The 17,547-nt window shown below is 67.7% G+C and carries 18 protein-coding genes; 4 read left to right on the top strand and 14 right to left on the bottom strand.

What is annotated here, in order from left to right; translation table 11 throughout:
• Nucleotides 1-83: 83 nt before the first annotated feature.
• Nucleotides 84-1,241, bottom strand: coding sequence for a porin (locus LGM42_RS20645; RefSeq protein ID WP_059581942.1), 1,158 nt, complete (start codon nucleotides 1,239-1,241; stop codon nucleotides 84-86).
• Between the two features lie 309 nt (nucleotides 1,242-1,550).
• Between LGM42_RS20645 and LGM42_RS20640 the strand changes: the two genes are divergently transcribed.
• Complete coding sequence (locus LGM42_RS20640) at nucleotides 1,551-2,357, top strand: MetQ/NlpA family ABC transporter substrate-binding protein (protein ID WP_059581944.1); 807 nt, start codon at nucleotides 1,551-1,553, stop codon at nucleotides 2,355-2,357.
• 161 nt (nucleotides 2,358-2,518) lie between these two features.
• Here the strand turns inward: LGM42_RS20640 and LGM42_RS20635 are convergent, their stop codons facing one another.
• From LGM42_RS20635 to LGM42_RS20620, 4 genes are all read right to left on the bottom strand, one after another.
• Nucleotides 2,519-3,634 (bottom strand): succinylglutamate desuccinylase/aspartoacylase family protein, encoded by a 1,116-nt coding sequence (locus LGM42_RS20635; protein WP_059581947.1) that lies wholly within the window; start codon nucleotides 3,632-3,634, stop codon nucleotides 2,519-2,521.
• Between the two features lie 224 nt (nucleotides 3,635-3,858).
• A complete protein-coding gene (locus LGM42_RS20630) occupies nucleotides 3,859-4,641 on the bottom strand; it encodes an ABC transporter substrate-binding protein (protein WP_060317289.1) in 783 nt (260 codons plus the stop codon).
• A 226-nt stretch (nucleotides 4,642-4,867) separates the two neighbouring features.
• Entirely contained in the window at nucleotides 4,868-5,788 is a 921-nt protein-coding gene (locus LGM42_RS20625; protein ID WP_059581952.1) for a LysR family transcriptional regulator, read from the bottom strand.
• Nucleotides 5,789-5,854: 66 nt separating this feature from the next.
• Nucleotides 5,855-6,802 carry a GlxA family transcriptional regulator gene (locus tag LGM42_RS20620; RefSeq protein WP_059581954.1) on the bottom strand — a complete coding sequence of 316 codons (948 nt, stop codon included), beginning with the start codon at nucleotides 6,800-6,802 and terminating at the stop codon, nucleotides 5,855-5,857.
• Between the two features lie 107 nt (nucleotides 6,803-6,909).
• On the opposite strand from LGM42_RS20620, the gene LGM42_RS20615 reads away from it, so the two are divergent.
• Together LGM42_RS20615 and LGM42_RS20610 are read left to right on the top strand one after the other, a co-directional pair.
• Complete coding sequence (locus tag LGM42_RS20615; RefSeq protein WP_059581956.1) at nucleotides 6,910-7,218, top strand: DUF3817 domain-containing protein; 309 nt, start codon at nucleotides 6,910-6,912, stop codon at nucleotides 7,216-7,218.
• On the top strand, nucleotides 7,215-7,616 hold the full coding sequence (locus tag LGM42_RS20610) for a CopD family protein (RefSeq protein ID WP_089465827.1): 402 nt from the start codon (nucleotides 7,215-7,217) through the stop codon (nucleotides 7,614-7,616). The genes LGM42_RS20615 and LGM42_RS20610 overlap by 4 nt, the downstream gene beginning before the upstream one ends.
• A gap of 175 nt (nucleotides 7,617-7,791) precedes the next feature.
• Here LGM42_RS20610 and LGM42_RS20605 read toward each other — a convergent pair whose 3' ends face one another.
• A complete protein-coding gene (locus LGM42_RS20605) occupies nucleotides 7,792-9,180 on the bottom strand; it encodes an NCS2 family permease (protein ID WP_059581961.1) in 1,389 nt (462 codons plus the stop codon).
• Nucleotides 9,181-9,630: 450 nt separating this feature from the next.
• Nucleotides 9,631-10,308, bottom strand: coding sequence for a TetR family transcriptional regulator (locus LGM42_RS20600; RefSeq protein ID WP_226233056.1), 678 nt, complete (start codon nucleotides 10,306-10,308; stop codon nucleotides 9,631-9,633).
• 48 nt (nucleotides 10,309-10,356) lie between these two features.
• Here LGM42_RS20600 and LGM42_RS20595 point away from each other — a divergent pair, with 48 nt between their 5' ends.
• Nucleotides 10,357-11,022, top strand: a complete 666-nt coding sequence (locus LGM42_RS20595; protein ID WP_226233055.1) for an O-methyltransferase — start codon at nucleotides 10,357-10,359, stop codon at nucleotides 11,020-11,022.
• Nucleotides 11,023-11,144: 122 nt separating this feature from the next.
• Here LGM42_RS20595 and LGM42_RS20590 read toward each other — a convergent pair whose 3' ends face one another.
• The 7 genes from LGM42_RS20590 to LGM42_RS20560 all read right to left on the bottom strand — a co-directional run bounded on the left by LGM42_RS20590 (nucleotide 11,145) and on the right by LGM42_RS20560 (nucleotide 17,447).
• Nucleotides 11,145-11,663, bottom strand: coding sequence for a DUF3455 domain-containing protein (locus LGM42_RS20590; RefSeq protein WP_226233054.1), 519 nt, complete (start codon nucleotides 11,661-11,663; stop codon nucleotides 11,145-11,147).
• 139 nt (nucleotides 11,664-11,802) lie between these two features.
• Nucleotides 11,803-12,765 carry a cyclase family protein gene (locus LGM42_RS20585; protein WP_226233053.1) on the bottom strand — a complete coding sequence of 321 codons (963 nt, stop codon included), beginning with the start codon at nucleotides 12,763-12,765 and terminating at the stop codon, nucleotides 11,803-11,805.
• Nucleotides 12,766-12,784: 19 nt separating this feature from the next.
• Nucleotides 12,785-13,900 carry an alkene reductase gene (locus LGM42_RS20580; protein WP_059581972.1) on the bottom strand — a complete coding sequence of 372 codons (1,116 nt, stop codon included), beginning with the start codon at nucleotides 13,898-13,900 and terminating at the stop codon, nucleotides 12,785-12,787.
• 69 nt (nucleotides 13,901-13,969) lie between these two features.
• A complete protein-coding gene (dkgB, locus tag LGM42_RS20575) occupies nucleotides 13,970-14,776 on the bottom strand; it encodes a 2,5-didehydrogluconate reductase DkgB (RefSeq protein ID WP_059581975.1) in 807 nt (268 codons plus the stop codon).
• Nucleotides 14,777-14,924: 148 nt separating this feature from the next.
• Nucleotides 14,925-15,875 (bottom strand): LLM class oxidoreductase, encoded by a 951-nt coding sequence (locus tag LGM42_RS20570; protein ID WP_226233052.1) that lies wholly within the window; start codon nucleotides 15,873-15,875, stop codon nucleotides 14,925-14,927.
• A gap of 16 nt (nucleotides 15,876-15,891) precedes the next feature.
• Nucleotides 15,892-16,215, bottom strand: coding sequence for a MoaF-related domain-containing protein (locus tag LGM42_RS20565; RefSeq protein ID WP_059641514.1), 324 nt, complete (start codon nucleotides 16,213-16,215; stop codon nucleotides 15,892-15,894).
• A gap of 29 nt (nucleotides 16,216-16,244) precedes the next feature.
• A complete protein-coding gene (locus LGM42_RS20560) occupies nucleotides 16,245-17,447 on the bottom strand; it encodes an MFS transporter (RefSeq protein WP_226233051.1) in 1,203 nt (400 codons plus the stop codon).
• Nucleotides 17,448-17,547: the final 100 nt, after the last annotated feature.

Raw genomic sequence — 17,547 nt, 5'->3', positions numbered from 1 at the left:
CGAAACTTAAAAGCCCATAAAAAAGCGCCCCGCGTGGAGCGGGGCGCTTCTTGCCGTCGTGATCCGCGAGTTAAGCGGATGCTTTAGAACTTGTGACGGATACCGACGCGAGCGGCCAGCTGGTTCGACGAACCCGTGCCCGACGTGTTGAAGTAGCTCGTGCTCGAACCGATCTGCGCCTGCACGTTGTTGCCCGACGCCTTCTGGTAGATCACCAGGCCATACACGTCCGTGCGCTTGCTCAGCGCGTAGTCGAGGCCCACGTTGCCCTGGTTCCAGTGCGCCGAGCTGCCGCTTTGCGTCGCGTTCGTGTACGTGTAGCCCGCTGCCGCCGACAGCGCCGGCGTGAACGCATACTTCACGCCTGCTTCGTATGCGTTGTAGAACGTGCCCGATGCGCCGGCCGCGATCGGGGTGAACTGTGTGCGCGTCCAGAGCAGCCATGCCGTTGCCGGGCCGAAGACGTAGCGGCCGCCGACGCCGTACGTGCGCAGGTCGCGGATGTTCGTCAGCGCGATGTTCGCGATCGACGTCGAGAAGGCCGGCGTCGACTGGCTCGGGAAGCGGATGTCCGTGTATGCCGCGCCGAGCGCGAACGGGCCGTTCGCGTAGTTCAGGCCGAAGCTGTATGCGCGCGACGAACCGGGCGTCGTCGTGGTGCCCGTCGTCGTCGACGGTGCGCCGGCGAAGTCGGTCGAGTTCGAGAAGCCGTACAACGCGCCGAACGTGAAGCCGGCGTAGTTCGCGCTCTGGAACTTCACCGCGTTGTTGATGCGGCTCGACGTGAGCTGGTCGATGTCGTTCACGTGGTACGCGTAGTTGCCCGCGACCGTGTTGCCGCCCGTCGAGTAGTTCGAACCGAGGATGTCGGTCGAGAACGAGTACTGGCGGCCGAACGTGACCGTGCCGTATTGCGCCTGGCTCAGGCCGACGTACGCTTGACGGCCGAAGATCGCGCCGCCCTGGCCGATCGTGCCGTTGCCGCTGTTGAAGCCGTTTTCGAGCACGAAGATCGCCTTCAGGCCGCCACCGAGGTCCTCGGTGCCGCGCAGGCCCCAACGGCTGCCCTGGGCCACGCCGTCGTCGTACTTGAACAGCTTGCCGCTGCCGGTAGCGGTCTTGCTGTGGTTCACGTAGCTGATACCGGCATCGATGACGCCGTACAGGGTCACGCTGCTTTGTGCGTGCGCCGTGCCGGCCGTTGCTGCGAGGGCGGCGATGGTCAACAGTTTCTTGTTCAAAGGATTCTCCGAGCGAATGAATGGCGTGTCCAGTTGCGGTTCCGGCGCTCTCTGCGGGCGCTCTCACGGACCGGCGCAACTTTATCGGCGGGCCACGTAATGAATATGACAGCGACTGTCATATGACGAATGTGTGGTGCCGATGCGACACGGAATTCTGCCCGGGTTGCCTCGCGCGGGTTATACCGATTTCGGCTGAGATTCGATCCCGATCCGGAATATGCACATGAAATAAGCTTGGTTTGCGGCGTTCGCGCCCCGTGCCACGATCCGTCCTCCAACACACGACACGGGACAAAGAGGACACCCATGCGACGTTCGATCCTGACCGGCCTCGGCGCACTCGCCGCCGCGCTGGCATTCGCCGCGCCCGGCGCGCACGCCGACCCGCAAACGCTGAAGATCGGCACGATGAGCGGCCCCGACGCGCAAATCTGGACCGAGGTGACGAAGGTCGCCGCGCGCGAAGGCCTTGCGATCAAGGTGATCGAATTCAACGACTACGTGCAGCCGAACGCGGCGCTCGATGCCGGCGATCTCGATGCGAACGGCTTCCAGCACCAGCCGTTCCTCGACAGCCAGATCAAGCAGCGCGGCTACAAGATCGTCAACGTCGGGCTGACCTACACCGCGCCGATGGGCTTCTATTCGAAGAAGCTCAAGTCGCTGAAGGATCTGCCCGTCGGCGCGAAGGTCGGAATCCAGAACGATCCGTCGAACGGCAACCGCGCGCTGTTGCTGCTGCAGAAGTACGGCGTGATCAAGCTGAAGGCCGGCGCCGGCACGAACGGCGTGAACGCGACGCCGCTCGACGTCGCCGAGAATCCGAAGAAGATCAGGATCGTCGAACTCGACGCCGCGCAACTGCCGCGCGCACTGCCCGATCTCGACGCCGCGTCGATCAACACCGACTACGCGGTGAAGGCGGGGCTCACGCCGGTGAAGGACGCGATCGCGATCGAGGATCTGCGCGGGCCGTACGCGAACCTGATCGCGGTGCGCGCGCAGGACAAGGACAAGCCGTGGGTGAAGAAGCTCGTCGCGGCCTATGAATCGAACGACGTGCGCAAGTTCATCGACCAGAAGTTCGGCGGCGCGATCGTGCCGGCGTTCTGAGCGGCCTTCGCGCCTGGCGGCCGGCGATGCAGTATCGGCCGCCAACCGCGCTCCGGAAAGCAAATCGCCCGCGCAAGCGGGCGATTTCATTGGTGGATGCGGATGGTGCGCATGCGCGCCGCGGCCCTGCCCGGCCCGGCGCGCGGGCCGGACACTCGGGCTCAGGCCGACAGCAGCGAGCCGGTGCGGATCGCGGTCGCGCCGGCGATGCGCGCGACTTCCATGCCGGCCGTCGCGAAGCGCACGACCTGGCGCGCGTACAGCACGCCCGACACGCTGCTCTTCAGCGTGACGACGCGATCGGTCAGCGGATCGACGATGTCGGCCACGGCCTGGCCGGCCTCGATCATCACGCCGACCGGCGTACGGAACACGATCACGCCCGACACGGGCGCGACGAGCGGATCGGTGCCCGCGAGCGGCGTGGCCGGATGCGCGAGCGGCGGCAGCGGTGCCGGCGTGCCTTCGACGACGCCGCGCTCGGTCAGGTATTCGACGATCGCCTGGGCATCCTTTTCGGCGAACTCGTACGACACGTCGCGTTCGCTGCGCAGTTCCACCGTGACGGAAATCGCGCCGTTCGGGATCGGGAAGCGGTCGCCGAAGCGGTTGCGCAGATCCGACCAGCAGAAGCTGTGGATTTCGTCGAACGGGTTGCCGACCGAATTCAGCGCGAGCAGCGACGCCTTGGCATCGAGATAGCGCGCCAGCGGCTCGACGTCCGGCCAGAGATCGGGATTCGTGTAGAGGTGCATCACCGCATCGCTGTCGCAGTGCAGGTCGAGCACGATATCGGCGTCGAACGACAGCTTCTGCAGCGCGAGGCGCTGCGAGTCGAGTTCGGTGCGCGGCTTCTGCTCGTCGAGCGCTTCGCGCATCGCGGTGCGCACGACGGCGAGATTGCGCTGCGCGTCGTTCGTGAGGCGGTCTTCCACGCGCGGCAGCACGAGCGCCGCGAGATCGTAGAAATTGCGGTTGAAGTTCTGCATCGAGCCGAGCTCGAAGCGGCCGAGATGATCGCCGAACACGTGTTGCGACAGGCCGATCGGATTGGGCACGGGCACGATGACGATTTCGCCGCGCAGCTTGCCGGCCGTCTCGAGCGCGGCGATCTTGCGGCGCAGCAGCGTGGCGACCAGCATGCCGGGCAGTTCGTCCGCGTGCAGCGACGACTGGATGTAGACCTTCTTGCCGCCGCGCGGGCCGTAGTGGAAGCTGGTGATCTGGCGTTCGGTGCCGACGGCGGGGGAAATCAGCGGATGGGTCTGCGTTTGCATGATGAGGGGAGTGCGGCGCAGCCGCGAATGATCCGTGTGCGTGGAAGATCGATTGTACGTTGCCTTCCTCGCCCCCACCAAACCGGCGCCGGAACATCCGGTTTCCCGTTGAAAATCATCGGGTTGGCGCGGAAAAAATAACGTCGTCCGCGCCGCGCGCAAAAAAAACGGGCTCCTTGCGGAGCCCGTCGGTGTCGCGCCGAATCGCGCGTCGGTCGGCCGGATTACTTGCCGTAGACGTCGAAATCGAAGTACTTCTTCGCGATCTTGTCGTACGTGCCGTCCTTGCGCATGCCGGCGATCGCGCCGTCGATCTTCGCCTTCAGGTCGGTGTCTTCCTTGCGCAGGCCAATGCCGGCGCCGTTGCCGAGCGTCTTCGGATCGTCGAGATCCTTGCCGGCGAAGTCGAAGTTCGCGCCGCGCGGCGTCTTCAGGAAGCCGATCTCGGCTTGCACCGCGTCCTGCAGCGCGCCGTCCAGGCGGCCGGAGATCAGGTCGGCGTAGACCTGGTCCTGGTTCTGGTAAGGCACGACGTTCACGCCCTTCGACGCCCAGTACGTCTTCGCATAGGTTTCCTGGATCGTGCCCTGCTCGACGCCGACCGACTTGCCCTTCAGCGATTCGGCCGTCGGCAGCAGGTTCGCGCCCTTCTTCGTGACGAGGCGCGTCGGCGTGTTGAACAGTTTCGACGAGAACGCGATCTGTTCGGCGCGCGCCGGCGTCATCGACATCGACGACAGCACGCCGTCGAACTTGCGGGCCTTCAGCGCCGGGATCATCCCGTCGAAGTCGTTTTCGATCCACACGCACTTCGCGTTGATGCGGCGGCAGATCTCGTTGCCGAGATCCACGTCGAAGCCGACCACCTTGCCGTCGGCGCCTTTCGATTCGAAAGGCGGGTAGCTTGCGTCGACGCCGAACCGCACGGTCGACCAGTCCTTCGCGTATGCACTGCCGGCCGATACGGCGAGCAGGGCCACGGTCACAGCCGCAAGAATCTTTTTCACTCGGTGACTCCTCGTTTTGTTCGATGGGTGCGCGGTTGTGCCGCGCCGTAAGCCTTCGGCCCGCCGCGGCTTCGCGTCGGACAGTCCGTTTCGCCCGCCCGATGGGGGCGCGCGACGTGCGCAAGATTATCAAGACAAAATACCGGCGGGGCGCCTAGGACAAGCCCCGATACCGGGCCCGGCGGCGGCGCGTCGGACGCACCGCCGTTTCACACACAGGAACGATTCAGCCGAGCGTTTCGTTGACCGCGCGCTGCAGGCACGTGACGAAGTGCGACACGGCGGGCGTGGGCAGCAGGTCGCGCCGCGCGATGATCGACAGGTCGAAGCGCGGCATGCTTTCGTCGAGTTCGGCCGTGCGGATGCCGAGCGGCGCGACCATCGCGGCGAGCGGGCGCGTGAAGCAGCCGATCACGTCCGAGCGCGCGACGAGCCCGAGCGTCACCGCGAACGACATCGGCGAGCGCAGCAGGCGTTTGGGCAGCGGCAGCCCGTGCGCCTCGAACATCCCGACCATCACGCTGTGCGGAAACTGCTCGGCGCCGACCGTGACGATCCACTCGGCATCGAGCAATTCCTCTAACCGGCGCGCCTGCGCGAGCGGGTGGCCGTCGCGCATCACGATCGTGAATTCGGTCGACAGCAGCGGCAGTTGCGTGAAATCGCGGTCGAGCGCGGGCACATGGTGCATTGCAGCGATGTCGAGCGTGCCGTTGCGCAACTGCGCGAGCGCATCGGGCACCGTCACTTCCTCCAGATGCAGGCTGACGTTCGGCATCGACTCGCGGAACGCCGTCACCGCGTGCGGCAACGCCGTCAGCGCGATCGACGGCATCGTGCCGACCGCGACGCGGCCCGACATCTCGCCTTTCACCTGCTCGACGGCCTCGACCGTGCGGCGGACGTCGCCGAGCAACTGCTCGGCGCGCGGCAGCAGCGCCTCGCCGCACGCGGTCAGCTCGACGCCGCGCACGCTGCGCGCGAGCAATTCCGCGTTGAGCGCCGTTTCGAGCTCGCGGATCGTGTGCGTGATCGCCGGCTGCGTGACGCCGAGCTCGCGCGCGGCGGCGCGCAGGCTCTTCAGGTGCGCGGCGGAGACGAACGCCTGGAGCTGCGCGATGTTCAGGGGATTGCGGATGCGGGTCATCGGTCGGGTCCGGTTGGCGCGAAAGGGGGCGGCGGGTTCGGATTCAGGCGGCGATCCGGATGCACGTCACGCGTCGGCGCGTGCGCGGAACGCCTGCCGATAGCGTTGCGGCGACGTGCCGACGATGCGTGAGAAGCGCTCGCGAAACGCGGTGACCGAACCGAACCCGGCTTCCGTCGCCACATGTTCGATCGACAGTTCGGTCACCTCCAGCAACTGCTGCGCATGCCTGACGCGCGCGGTCTGCAGCCATTGCCCGGGCGACGTGCCTGTCTGCTCCTGGAAGCGCCGCGTCAGCGTGCGCACGCTGGTCGACGCCTTGCGCGCGATCGCGTCGAGCGTCAGCGGCTGGCGCAGGTTCGCGTGCAGCCAGTCCATCAGGTCGTGCAACCCGTCGCCGCCGGCCGGCCATTCGGGCGCGATGAACTGCGCCTGCCCGCCTTCGCGCACGCGCGGCGCCACCGCGCTGCGGGCCGCGTCGACGGCGACGGCCGCGCCATAGTCGGCCTGGATCATGTGCAGGCACAGATCGAGACCGGCCGCCGCGCCGGCCGAGGTCAGGATCCGGCCGTTGTCGACGAACAGCACGTTCGCATCGACGTCGACGTTCGGGTAGCGGCGCGCGAGTTCGGCGGCCGCGAGCCAGTGCGTCGTCGCGCGCAGGCCGTCGAGCAGCCCGGCCTCCGCGAGCACGAACGCGCCGCTGCAGATCGACGCGATCCGGCGCCCGCGCGCGGCCGCCGCGCGCAGCGCATCGAGCACGCGGCGCGACGTGGGCGCGAGCGGCACCGACGTGCCGGGGACCATGATCGTGTCGGCGTCGGCCAGCGCATCGAGGCGAAACGGCGGGCGCAACTCGAACAGGTCGCCGCCGACGCGCGGCTGCTCGCTGCATACGCGTACACGGTACGCCTGCGCGGCGTTCGGCGCCCGCACGCGCGCGAACGTGTCGCAGGCGACGCCGAGATCGAACGGGACGACATCGGGCAAGGCAAGAACGGCGACCGTATGCATGGCGTTCGCGGCCGTGGCCAGAATCCGTTGAAAGATGTCATTCTAGCCAATGGCTCGACCCGGCACCACACGCGACAATCGCGGCGGACCCACCTGGAGGCCTGCCGATGAACCAAGACGATCGCAACGCGTTGCGGAACCTGCAATACCTGTCGCTGCTGGAAGCGGCCACGCTCGTCGTGCTGGTGTGCGTCGCCGTGCCGCTCAAGCACCTGGCCGGGTATCCGGTCGCGGTATCGATCATGGGCCCGGTTCACGGCATCGCGTTCGCGATGTACGTGTGGGCGGTGGTCGGCACCGCGTCGAGCGGGTTGTGGAGCAAGGGCGAGGTCGCGCGGCTCGTGCTGTCGGCCGTGGTGCCGTTCGCGGGTCTGGCGAGCGCCGGCTGGATCGCGCGCAGGCGGCACGCGCGATGATTTACCTGGTGCTGAAGGCCGTGCATCTGGTCGCCGTCGTCACGTTCGTCGGCGGGCTGCTGCTGTCGTCCGTCGCGGTCCGTATCGCGAACCTCGCCGTGCATCGCGCGGTGCGGCGCTGGGATCGCACGGTGACGGCGCCCGCGCTCGCGATCGTCTGGATCGCCGGCATCGCGCTCGCGTTGAGCGGCCACTGGTTCGGCGCCGCGTGGCTGTCGGCGAAGCTCGCGCTCGTCGTCGCGCTGTCGGTGCTGCACGGAATCCTGGCCGGCACGCTGCGGCGCATGGAGCGCGACGATCTCGTCGCCGTGCCGGCGCCGTGGCTCGGGCGGACGGCGGGCGCGGTGATCGTCGCGATGGCGCTCGTCGTCGGGCTGGCCGTGATCAAGCCGTTCTGACGGGGCGGGGGAGCGCGCCGTTTTCGCGACGGGCGTCATGCCGCGCCGCACCGGCAAAAAAAGCCTGGAAACTCGCGTTCCCAGGCCGGCAGACCATCGACGCCGATGGTGGAGGAGACGATCTCGTCCCGATGCGCGCCGCCTTCGTGCCGGCGACGTCGCGCATGGCGTGCGCTCAGATGGCCCAGCCGCCGAGATAGAACGTGACGAGCACGGCCGCGATCAGCACGGTGCCGACGTTGAGCTTGCGGAATTCGCCGCTGGCGAGGCGGCCGATCACGAGCGTCGAGAAGCCGAGCATGATGCCCGTCACGATGTTCGCGGTCAGCACGATGAACACCGCGCACACGAGGCCCGACATCGCGTCGACCATGTCGTCCATGTGCAGCTTGCTCACGCTGCCGAGCATCAGCAGGCCGACGTACATCAGCGCGGGTGCCGTCGCATACGACGGCACGAGGCCCGCGAGCGGCGAGAAGAACATCACGACGAGAAACAGCAAGCCGACCACGGCGGCCGCGAGCCCCGTCTTGGCGCCGGCGGCCACGCCGACGCTGGACTCGATGTAGGCGGCCGCCGGCGCGCCGCCGAGGAAGCCGGAGAAGATCGAGCTGACCGAATCGGCGGTCAGCGCACGGCCGCCGTTGATGATGCGGCCGTTCTCGTCGAGCTGGCCGGCCTGGCCCGCGACCGCGCGGATCGTGCCGGTCGCGTCGAACACGGCGGTCATCACCAGCGCGAGCACGCTCGGCAGCACGGCCATCGACAGCGCGCCCTTGATGTCCATCGCGCCGATCAGCGATGCGTGGCCCGGCGCGCTCAGCGACGGCAGCGCGAAGATGCCGCGGTACTTCACGCCCGGATCGAAGATCAGGCCGAACACCGAGATCGCGATCACGACGAGCAGGATGCCGCCCGGCACGCGGCGCTTTTCGAGGCCGAAGATCGCGGCGAGCCCGATGACCGACATGATGACCGGGAACGCGGTGATCTGGCCGAGCGAGACCGGCAGGCCGGCGCCCGGGTTCCTGATCACGAGGCCGACGTCGTTCGACGCGATCAGCAGCAGGAACAGGCCGATGCCGATGCCCGTGCCGTGCGCGACGCCCGCGGGCAGGTTGCGCAGGATCCACGAACGCACGCCGGTGATCGAGATGCCGGTGAACACGAGGCCCATCAGGAACACGGCGCCGAGCGCGACCGTCGGAGGCAGCCCCTTGCCGAGCACGAGGCCGAACGCGGTGAACGCGGTCAGCGAGATCGCGCAGCCGATCGCGATCGGCAGCTTCGCCCACAGGCCCATCAGCAGCGAGCCGAACGCGGTGGTGACGCACACTGCGACGAACACGGCGCTCGTGTCGAAACCGGCCTTGCCGAACATGCCGGGCACGACGAACACGGAATAGACCATCGCGAGGAACGTGGTCACGCCGGCAATGATCTCGCGGCGCTGCGTGCTGCCGCGCGACGAAATGCCGAAATAGCGGTCGATGACTCCCTGGGCGCCGAAGTCAGTTTCTTCCGCGCCGACGCCGACCGTCGGCTGCACCGGGGTATCACTCATGAGCTTGCTCCTTTATCAGCATGCTGAAACGGCCCGTTGCGAACCGTCGTCAGGGTGTCTCGTATCTGGTTGGGATTGTTCGGCAACGTCGTGGGGACGAACGACGCGCGATGCGTGTCGTTACGCTCGAATCGAAACGATCGCGAGGGTGTCGCGTCGGACGACGCGTGCCGTGGTCGACCCCGTCGCGTGTGCCTTGCCGTAGCGAAGGTTAGGCGAGCCGCCCATCACGTCCCATCGGGGGACGAGCATGCAGCGCATGTCGCAGCGCTTATATCGGCGTGCGACGGGGCTCCGCCGCGCCGACACGCGTGTATACGCCTAGTTCGAATCCGTTAAGGCGACTATTTGAATGCGGGGGCGGCGGGCGGGGCGTTGGGTATTACGAATGACTTTCAGCGCGGCCCGGAAGGCCAGCGCGCATGCGCGGTCTCCGTCCCGGCGCGGGCCTCAACTGCGCGCGAGATGGGCGAGATACGCGCAGAACATGTCGGCCATCGCGTCCGAGTACGCGTCGATTTCCGCCGAGGTGCGCGCGGTTTCGGAGAACGCCTTGCCGCCCGTCGTGAGCGTCGTCAGGATCAGTTCGCACGCGAGCGCATGCGTGGCGTCGGGCACGTCGGGCAGCGCTTCGCGCATGAACGCGGTGAACACCCGGTTGCCCTCGGCCTTCACTGCCTGCGCCTCGGGGGCGTCGCGATAGAGCGGGGCGGCGTCGTCGAGAGCGATCCGCATCGGCGCCTCGTCGCATTCCGAACGGATGAACGCGTGGACGGCGGCGCGCACGCGCTCGGGCGGCGTCTTCCGAGTGTCCTGCAGGATCCCGCACAGCATGTCGTGCGTTTGCCGCCACTCGTCGTGCTGGAGCCGGAACAGCACGGACGCCTTGTTCGGGAAGTACTGGTACAGCGAGCCGACGCTCACGCCGGCCCGCTCCGCGACGCGCGCCATCGTGAAGCGCTGCGCGCCCTCGCTCGCCAAAACCTGAATAGCCGCCTGCAGGACGTCCTCGACGAGACGGGTCGAGCGCGCCTGCCGAGGCAGCTTGCGCGTGGCGATCGGGGCGTTTCGGCGGTGGGTCATGAGCGGTTTGCCAATGCGAATAGTAAAACCTGAATGATTCGTCATATTCTAGTCGGGTGCAACGACGCACTCAACCCGATACCGGAGATTCGCATGACCACCCTGATGCTCGACCCGCTGGCTTCGCTGCTGGCGCGCCTGTTCGACGAAGCCGACGCGTCGTCGCCCGCGACGAGCCCGGCCTTCGCCAACGTGTCGCGCGACGAGCAGGCGCGGCTGATGCGCAGCAAGACCGACTACGCCGATCTGTATGCGCGCCTGAAGGATTACCCGCTTCCCGTGTCGCGCGAGACGGGCATGCTGCTGTACATGCTCGCGCGCAGCGGCAATGCCAAGGCAATCGTCGAATTCGGCACGTCGTTCGGCATTTCGACGCTGCATCTGGCGGCCGCGCTGCGCGACAACGGCGGTGGGCGGCTGATCACGAGCGAATTCGAGCCGTCGAAGGTCGTACGCGCGCAGGCCAACCTGGCGGCAGCCGGACTGGCCGATCTCGTGGAGATTCGCGAAGGCGATGCGCTCCACACGCTGGCCGCCGATCTGCCGGATTCGGTCGACCTGTTGTTGCTCGACGGGGCGAAGGCGCTGTATCCGGAGATTCTCGCGCGGGTCGAGCCACGGCTCAGGGCGGGGGCATTCGTCGTGGCCGACAACGCGGAATACAGCCCCGACTATCTTGCCTACGTGCGCGCGCCGGAAAACGGCTATCTGTCGGTGCCGTTCGGCGGCGACGTCGAATTGTCGATGCGGACACGCTGACCAGGCGGAACGAGGGCGTGGACGATTTCACGCTTCCCCGTATCAAATATAGGAACCCTGATTAAATGGAAGCGCAGCGAAAGGCGACGGGATGATGCCGGTTGCTTGCGCCGCCTTGCGCGTCACTTCAGGAACACGTAGCGCGCGAAGTACGGGAAGCGGCCGACCGCATGCTCGGTCGTGCACGTCGCGGCCGGCGGCGTGCCGCCCGCCGTGTCGAGCCGCTGCACGAAGCGCACGCCGGCGAGCGTGCCGGTTGCGGCCGGCGTCGCCGCGAGCAGCAGTTGCGGAATGCTGGCCGCGCTTGCGCTCGGCATTTCCGCGAGCTTCTTGCCGGTAATACGGCTGCCATCGAGCGCTTCCCACGACGGCCCCGCGCCGTGCCGCACGACGAGCGTGCCGTTTTCATCGAACAACGTCGCCTCCGGGCGCTTGAAGGCCCACGCGAGCCGGTGGTCGGCATCGTATTCGCACGAATAGATCTGCACGCCGGTCGCGGTGGTCGCCAGCACCGGCGTGGCCGGCGCCGACGGCGCGAGGCCGGCAGCCTCGTCGGCGTGTGCGGGCGCGGTAAAAGCCGCCAGGGAAAGACCGGCCGCAAGGGCCAGCAGCATGTCGCGTGTCGGGGATCGGTTTGGCATGACGGGGCGTCCTTTCAGGTCGGGTGACGGTCGTACGACGTCGATCCCGTCAACGTTAGACGCCGATCGCACAGGCTGCAATGCGGAAATGACAATCGCGGCGATAGTCGCCGCGATTGCCGAAGGAGCGGACCCGCGATCAGCGGATCGCGACCGGGTTGATGTTGACCTGCGTCGAGCCGACGTACAGCGGCTGGCCGAGCACGAACAGGAATTCCCATGCCTTGTCGCGCACCAGCGCGCGGCTGTCGATCAACTCCAGGTTGTAGATGCCGCGCTTCGCGAGCATGTACTGGTTGACCGGGAATTCGTCCCGCGTGTGCGGATTCGGATAGACCTCCGACGCCCACGTGTCGCCGCCGAACGCGACGATTCCCTGATCGGCCAGCCACTTCGCCGCTTCCATGCCGATGCCGGGCTCGACGTCGAGGAACTGCTTGTCGTCCTTGCCGATCAGCTCGAGCCAGCCGGTGTTGAACAGCACGACGTCGCCCTTGCGCAGCGTCAGCCCCTGCTGCTTCAGCACGGCCTGGATGTCGGCGACCGTGAATTCGGTGCCGCCCGGCACGATCGGCTTGCCGTAGCGGGCGGTCATGTCGAGCACGACGCCGCGCGTGACGATCGGCGGCACCTTCTCGACGCCGAGCTTCTTCACGCCGTCGACGGTCACGAAATCGGCCGCCCGGTTGCCGTTGTAGTACACGTTGTCGATGCCGATGTGGCCGATGCCGTTGAGCTGCGTGCCGACGCCGGTCCACGCGTTGACGAGTTCGTCGTTGAACGTGAACTTGTTCGGGCCGAGGCTCTCGCCGGCCTGCTGGCCGACCTGCACGTTGTACAGCCGGAAGCTGCGATGGCGGAACGCCGGCAGGTGCTTGTCCACCGGCACGGCCAGCGGATAGGTCTTGCCGGCCTTCACGAGGCCGACCGCCTGCTTGACGACGTCGGGCGTCAGCAGGTTGGCCGCGCCGATTTCGTCATCGGCGCCATAGACGGACGGATACCAGTCGGCCGCCGCGGCCGACGTGGCGGCGTGGGCAGCGTGCGCGGCCGCGAACGGCAGGATCGCGGCGAGCGCGAGCCGGGCGAGCGTTGCTTTCATTCGGGGCTCCTGTCGCGCGTTACGCCGCGGCTTGCGCGAGCGTCGGGTAGTCGGTCAGGCCGTGGGCGCCGCCGCCGAACAGCGTGTTGCGATCGTGCGGCGCGAGCGCGGCGCCGGTGCGCAGCCGTTCGGGCAGGTCGGGGTTCGCGACGAACGGGCGGCCGAATGCGACGAGGTCGGCCCAGCCGGCGGCGATCGCTTCGCGTGCGCGCTCGGCGGTGTACGCGCCGGCATAGATCAGCACGCCCGGGAACGCGGCGCGCAATTGCTGCTTGAAGGCGACCGGCATCAGCGGCGCGTCGTCCCAGTCGGCTTCCGCGATGTGCAGGTAGCCGACGCCGAGTTCGCCGAGCAGCTTCGCGGCGGCGAGATAGGTCGTTTCCGGGTCGTCGTCGACGCAGCCGTTCAGCGTGGTCAGCGGCGCGAGGCGGATGCCGACGCGCGACGCGTCGCCGGTCCCTTCGATCAGCGCCTGCGTGACTTCGCGCAGGAAGCGCAGCCGGTTCTCGAGCGAGCCGCCGTACTGATCGGTGCGCGTGTTCGCGTTCGAGTCGATGAACTGGTTCACGAGGTAGCCGTTCGCGCCATGCAGCTCGACGCCGTCGAAGCCGGCCTCGATCGCATGGCGGGCGGCGGTCCGATATTGACCGACGATCTCGCGGATCTCGTCGACCGACAGCGCGCGCGGCTCGGAGGCCTGCACGAAGCCCGGCGTGCTGCCGTCTTCGCCGGCGATGAACACGTTTACGCCCTTCGCCTGGAGCGGCGACGACGACACGGGTTGCGCGCCGCCGAGCAGGCTCGTGTGGCTCAGCCGGCCGACGTGCCACAGCTGCGCGAAGATGCGGCCGTGCGCGGCATGCACGGCGTCCGTCACCTTGCGCCAGCCGGCGACCTGCGACGGCGTGTGAATGCCGGGCGTCCACGCGTAGCCCTTGCCGAGCGGCGCGATATAGGTGCCTTCGCTGACGATCAGGCCCGCACTCGCGCGCTGCGCGTAGTACGCGGCCATCAGTTCGTTGGCTTCGTCGCCGGGCTGGCTCGCGCGCGAACGCGTCATCGGCGGCATCACGATGCGGTTCGGCAGCGTCAGCGCGCCGAGTCGCAGCGGTTGGAAAAGCGGGTCCTGGGTCATGGTGAATTCCTGTCGGTGCCGCGGCCGGCGGGCTGCGGACGGGTCATGTCGGATGAAGGTGCGGCGCGCTCAGTCCCACTGCGGCGCGAGGCCGGCCGGGTCGACTTCGCGGCCGTTGCGCTCGAGCGCGGCGATCTGCGCCATGTCTTCGTCGGTCAGGCGCAGCGTCTGCGCGAGCAGGTTGCTCGCGAGGTTCTCGCGCTTGGTGGACGACGGAATCACCGAGTAGCCGAGCTGCAGCGCCCATGCGAGCGCGACTTGCGCCGGCGTCGCGTCGTGACGCTGCGCGATCGCGCCGATCACCGGATCGCCGAGCACCTTGCCGTACGCGAGCGTCATGTACGACGTCACGTGAATGCCTTCGGCGTTCAGGAACTCGACCAGCTTGCGGTTCTGCAGGTACGGGCTCAGTTCGATCTGGTTCGTCGCGATCGCGTCCTTGCCGACGGCCGCGATCGCTTCCTTCGTCAGCGCGATGTTGAAGTTCGAGATGCCGATCTGGCGCGTGAGGCCCTTCGCCTTCGCGTCCGCCAGCGCGGTCATGAACGCGTCGATCGACACGCCGTTGCCGGGGGCCGGCCAGTGGATCAGCGTCAGGTCGACATAGTCGGTGCGCAGCTTGCGCAGGCTTTCCTCGAGGCTGGCCGCCAGCTTGTCCGGCGCGTAGTTGTCGACCCAGATCTTCGTCGTGAGGAACAGGTCGTCGCGGCGCACGCCCGACGCGGCGATCGCTTCGCCGACTTCGGCTTCGTTGCCGTAGATCTGCGCGGTGTCGATCGCGCGGTAGCCGACTTCGAGGCCGTTGCGGACCGAGTCGACGACGACCTGGCCTTGCAGGCGGAACGTACCGAGGCCGAAGGCCGGAATCTTGCTCATCGTGTGCTCCTGGAAGAGGGGAACGGTTGCGGTATGCGAATCATTCTGGCGCTTGAGACTGATGAAATAAACGCCTTTAGAGGTCAAAAATATTTGACTTCAAATCAAATATCGGGCGTGTCGCGGGCGCGTGCGGGCCGTGGCGGCCTTATGCGACGCGCGCCTGCGGATCCGTGATCGAATGGAACGCCGGCAGCACGTCCGATGCGATCTCGGCCATCGTCTCGTCGAGCGGCCGCCGGTTGCGGCGGAAATGCAGGCCGATGTGCCGCACGCCCGCGTCGCGCATCGCCGCGAGTTCTTCCGTCAGCGCGATGCGTCCCGCGCGCGCGCCGAAGCGGTGCCGCTGCAGCGGTTCGTGCGGATCTTCCGCGAGGTCGAGGTGGATGAAGCTCACGTACGGCTTGTCGCCGGCCACCGCACGCCAGTTCGCGGCGCGCTGCGCGTGGTCGGCCGGCGTGCCCGGATACGCGAGGCAGCCGTCCATGTGCTCGCCGATCCACGCGGGCGTCTGCTGAGCGAGGCCGGCGACGAGCAGCGGCACCGGCGAGCGCGCGGCCGGCAGCACTTCCAGGCCGGGCGGCAGATGCCCGCGTGCGCCGTCGCGCAGCAACGCGATCTGGTCGCGGAAGTTCGCGCCGCGCGACGCGAAGTCGCGGCCGAACAGCGGATATTCGACCGGCCGGTCGCCGCTCGCGACGCCGAGCAGCAGGCGCCCGCGGCTCAGTTCCTGGATCGTCGCGGCCGATTTCAGCGTCAGCAGCGGTTCGCGCAGCGGCAGCACGACGGCGGCCGTGCCGAGCAGGATGTCGCGCGTGATGCCGGCGAGGTAGCCGAGATACGAGAACGTTTCGAACACCTGCGCGGCGTCGCCGAACGACGGGTCGTACAGCGGCACGTCGCGCACCCAGAGCGCGCGAAAGCCGAGCGTGTCGGCCAGTTGCGCGAGCTCCGCGTGGATTTCCAGGTCGGGCACGCCGGGGTGGCGGCCGTCATGCCGGCGTTTCGCGTTGCCGGACGCGGTCCAGTCGTTGTCGAGCGGCAGTTCGACGCCGATGCTGAAGCCGCCGGCGGCGAGCTTGTCGAGAGAGGGGGACATGATCGGGTTGCTCCGTTCAGACCGCGCGCAGGCTGCCGTCGAGCCGGTAGAAGTCGAGCGACGCCGCGGTGAAGAACGAGCGCGACGTGCCGGCGGCGAAGTCGTCGACATGCACGACGGTGGCGCGATCGGCTTCCTGCCACGAGATCGCGTAGGTCTCGCCGGCCACGCGCTGCCACGTGTATTCGACTTCACCTTTCGCGCCCGCATACGGGCCTTCGGTGATCTCGTAGCGCATATGAAGGCCGTCCTCGTCGTACGCGTTGAGCGCGGTGAGGCCGTCGTAGCGGACTTCGAATGTCTTGCCGGCGAACGGCGGACGTTGGGTCGATGCGTTCATGCTGGGTTGCTCCTGCAAAAAAGTGACGTTCAATGCGCGAGTTCGACGGGTTCGGCCGTGCGTTCCGGCAACCCGTGGCGGCGGTCGAGACGGCCGCTCAACGCGGTGAGTGCAAACGCGCCGAGCGTGACGACGGCGGCGATCCACGGGGTGTGGCCGAGGCCGACGTTCGCGACGATCAGGCCGCCGAGCGACGAGCCGCCGGCCACGCCGAGGTTGAAGGCGGCGATGTTGAAGCCCGATGCGACGTCGGCGGCGTCCGGCGCGAAGTGGCGCGCCTGCTTGACGACGTACACCTGCAGCCCCGGCACGTTGCCGAACGCCACGGCGCCCCACGCGAGCATCGTCAGCACCGCGAGCCATTTCACGTGGATCGTGAAGGTCAGCGCGAGCAGCACGATCGCGAGCAGCAGGAAGATCCGCTTGAGCGCCTTCACGGGGCCGACGGCGTCCGCGAGCTTGCCGCCCCACACGTTGCCGACCGCGACCGATACGCCGTAGCCGACCAGCACGAGGCTGACCTGCGACGGCGTGAAGCCGGCGATCCGTTCGAGCAGCGGCGCCATGTACGTGAACGCGATCAGCGAGCCGCCGTAACCGACCGCCGTCATCGCATAGACGAGCAGCAAGCGCGGCTGGGCCAGCACGCGCAACTGGCGGGCGAGGGGGGCCGGCGGCGTCTGCGGCAGCGCGCGCGGCACGAAGGCGACTGCGCCGACGAATGCGACGAGGCCGAACAGCGCGACGATCAGGAACGTCGCGCGCCAGCCGAAGTGCTGGCCGATGAAGGTGCCGAGCGGAATGCCGGCGACGAACGCGACGGTCATGCCGCTGAACATCGTCGCGATCGCGCTGGCGGCCTTCTCCTTCGGCACGAGCGTGGTCGCGATGATCGAGCCGACCGAGAAGAACACGCCGTGCGCGAGGCCGGTGAGCACGCGTGCGACGATCAGCGATTCGTAGCCCGGCGCCTGCCACGCGACGAGGTTGCCGACGGTGAAGAGCGCCATCAGCCCGGCGAGCAGCGCCTTGCGCGGCACGCGGCCGGTGAGCGCGGTGAGCAGCGGCGCGCCGATGGCGACGGCCAGCGCGTACAGGCTGACGAGCAGGCCGGCGGACGGCAGGCTGACGCCGAGGTCGGCGCCGATCGTCGGGATCAGCCCGACGATCACGAATTCGGTGGTGCCGATGGCAAAGGCGCTGATGGTCAGCGCAAGCAACGCGAGTGGCATGACGGGATCCGGGTTTCAGTAGGAATGGATCGCAGTGTGCCGGCTTTACTTTTGCTGAAAAACTCGTCTATAAACCAAATTGTTTTGATTTCAACTCAAC

The sequence above is a fragment of the Burkholderia sp. AU39826 genome, assembly GCF_020419965.1.
In the GTDB taxonomy this organism is placed as follows: Bacteria; Pseudomonadota; Gammaproteobacteria; order Burkholderiales; family Burkholderiaceae; genus Burkholderia; species Burkholderia semiarida.
Note: the sequence above shows the minus strand (reverse complement) of the source record. Positions and strands in the feature narration are given on the sequence as shown.